Origin of the sequence: Bartonella sp. AP57NXGY, from assembly GCF_042195805.1 — a bacterium.
Taxonomy (GTDB): Bacteria; Pseudomonadota; Alphaproteobacteria; order Rhizobiales; family Rhizobiaceae; genus Bartonella.
Genome location: NZ_JBHIOZ010000165.1, coordinates 1 through 2687 on the forward strand (window position 1 = coordinate 1; position 2687 = coordinate 2687).

Consider the following 2687-nt stretch of genomic DNA (forward strand, 5'->3'; position numbering starts at 1 on the left):
CTATCAAAATATAGCAACTTTTCTAACAAGTTAGGAATAAATCTAAAAATATATATTAAATATAAAAACAGTACGATATGTAGGCAATCTGGGCTTTAGAAACAAGAATCAAAGCGTATAAAGATGCATAGAGGTAAGATTGAGACATATCATTTTTATGATTCAATAAAAAATAAAAATTAAAGAAAAAATTTTATATCAAAAATTTAAGGTGGTTTAAAAGGTGGACGGGCAATGCATGGAAGGATGAGCGAGAAGGTGAATTAGGGGAGAGCGATTTATAGATTATCAGTATCTTTGTAAAAGTATCTTCTCAAGATAAATATTGTGATGAAATAAGATTGTAGTTGAATGTTCGAAAAGATAATACGCACTCTTAATTTTTCCGTTATACACATCACAATAAAAGCCGTGAAAGGCACGGTCTTATTACAAACTTTCTCTAAAAGCAGTACATGAGTTTGCAAGATATTACCGTAATATTTTAAAAGAAGGATTTTATTTCAGGAAAAAATTATCTTAAAATAGTAAAGCAATATTTTTCAAGAAATTGCTAGGCGACTTTTGAAAGTAAAAAAGCTAAGTTAAAAAATAAAAGCAAAAATGGTTGTTGGTTTTCTCGACTGGAGTTGCATGTCATTTCCCACATAGGGAATTTACCTATAGAAAAATTAAAAGCCAAGATCATTCACAATGTTTTCCCGCCACTTTAGCATGAAAAAGCAGATACAGTGCGAAAATATTTGCCTTATCGTCAACATCATTATTATAATTAGGAAGCTGAAGCAACGTCATTTACAAATCACATAAAAGCCTTACCATTATTCATTATATAGCTCCGTAGATTTCTTTTCTTCAAGCATGCCAGCCCCTAGATGTTATTTTTGTTGAAAACAGAGCCTTTGTGTATGATCAGTTCTTTGAACGACGATAGTAGTGCAATCCATAAAATCTTTTCTCATCTTCTTTTGATAGGATAACAAAGATGCCCTTAGAATACATCAATAGACTCAATCATTTTACACAAACATAATCTGTTGAATCCTTTAGTTTCAATTCAGATACCTCAGTTACTCTAATTAAATCTAATCGACCACCAGAGTGTTTTAATCCTTTAAGTGCTTTTACTTTTAATCTGAATGTATCCACCTCTTTCAAATCTTTTCATTGATTGATGTTTCAGAGGAATTATATTTTTATCACTTTATTTTCCGTTTATCTCTCCAACCACATAAACGTTCACCTTGTTCGTTATGTTTTAAAATATCTCTCGCCAAATTTGGACTAATGACATTGATATCTTGTCGATTCAAATAAATTGGCAGCCATCCAATACAAGAAGTTCGTTCATTGGTCGCGCAACCAGCTAGAAAGCTTAGTGCGCACATCAGCATCACTTTTCTTATTAATTTCATTTTCTACCTCAAGCCGTGTTGTCGCTATCTTGAAATCTTCTTTTGTTTGCTTTTGCTTCTCAACTTTTTTCCCAAGAAAAAAGGCTTTGACTAAAGCTATAAGAAAAGCTGCTATGAGCGCTGACGTCATTGTCAGATATTTTTTTATCCATAAAATCATAGGCGGTGTTCCTGAAAACGTTTAGCAATGTATATCATAGCCGTACAAGCGGCTAAAACCATAATGCCTGCTAGAACCCATTGAACAGGACCATTTCCTGCAAAAAGACCTCCAAGCCCTGAAAAAGAACCTATGATTGGTGCAAGAGCTTCTACTTTGCAAATACCTGTTACGCCTTCTGGTTCTACTACATGATAATTGGGGGCAACATGAGCTCCTTTTGCCCACAATCCTGCTTCGGTTGCTCGGCGATTGACAAGACCTTGGATACGTTTTCCTCCCACTCTTGTCCATTTTTGCAATTCGGTTGGTATCGCTTCATATTCACCTTTATTAAGCTTTTTTAAAAGTGTAGAACTGCGAAATGCTGTGATTCCTACATTATAGCAAAATGATACTAATGCCGCGAATTGTTCATCGTTTAAAGGAACGGTAACGGCTTTTTCAACAACAGCTTCATACTCCCTCAAGTCCTGACAAAGGATTTTTTCAGCTTCTTTTTCCGTAATTTGCATATCTTTGTGAACGCTTGGGGCACCAGCAGCACTTGTATGTCCATAACCAATTGTCCAGACACCACCAGAATCTTCATAAGCTGATAAACGCAAGCCTTCCAATTGCTTAATCAATACAAGCCCTTCTTTTGATATTTTTCGCATTATTTTTACCTATAAAAAACTACACAAAGCAGGATATGAATTAAAAACTTACATCTACTCATTTTTAAGAACAGAACAGCGAAAGGGCATAATAAATTCAAAACATCCATAGTGGATTATTTTAAGATCCATATCATTTTTTTGAATAAAGGTTATGCTAAATACTATTCATTTTGCAGCAATTGATCTCCATCTAAAGACAATAACTTTATAATAATTCCATTTATAATCAGATAGATTTCACTCATAAATTCTTACAGTTGATCCAGAATGATTTAGAAGAACTTTACTTGAAAAAACTTCAATAATTCCGATGACAAAAAGCATTTTTAACAAAAAATAAGAGACATAATAATTAATGAAATAATTAGGTGTTAATTTTTAAGTAATTTCAAAAGTCATAAATTGCACCACAGAATTTTTTTATAAAAACAAAAAAACATTATAATTTAA

2 protein-coding genes and 1 pseudogene are annotated in these 2687 nt (G+C 32.8%); 1 reads left to right on the forward strand and 2 read right to left on the reverse strand.

Annotation, left to right across the window (positions count from 1 at the left end; genetic code table 11):
* Positions 1–276: 276 nt before the first annotated feature.
* Positions 277–710: pseudogene (locus ACFIL8_RS08995) on the forward strand (integrase); the annotation flags it as partial.
* Between the two features lie 637 nt (positions 711–1347).
* Here ACFIL8_RS08995 and ACFIL8_RS09000 read toward each other — a convergent pair.
* Together ACFIL8_RS09000 and ACFIL8_RS09005 are read right to left on the reverse strand one after the other, a co-directional pair.
* Positions 1348–1575: a hypothetical protein gene (locus tag ACFIL8_RS09000; RefSeq protein WP_375612386.1), complete on the reverse strand. Its 228-nt coding sequence runs from the start codon at positions 1573–1575 to the stop codon at positions 1348–1350.
* The gene (locus ACFIL8_RS09005; RefSeq protein WP_375612387.1) at positions 1572–2234 is read right to left on the reverse strand and encodes a lysozyme; all 663 of its coding nucleotides are present in this window, start codon (positions 2232–2234) and stop codon (positions 1572–1574) included. The genes ACFIL8_RS09000 and ACFIL8_RS09005 overlap by 4 nt, the downstream gene beginning before the upstream one ends.
* Positions 2235–2687 lie beyond the last annotated feature (453 nt).

Coding starts and splice junctions, on each gene's coding strand:
- ACFIL8_RS09000 (WP_375612386.1), bottom strand. CDS start 1,575: ATGATTTTATGGATAAAAAAATATCTGACAATGACGTCAGCGCTCATA.
- ACFIL8_RS09005 (WP_375612387.1), bottom strand. CDS start 2,234: ATGCGAAAAATATCAAAAGAAGGGCTTGTATTGATTAAGCAATTGGAA.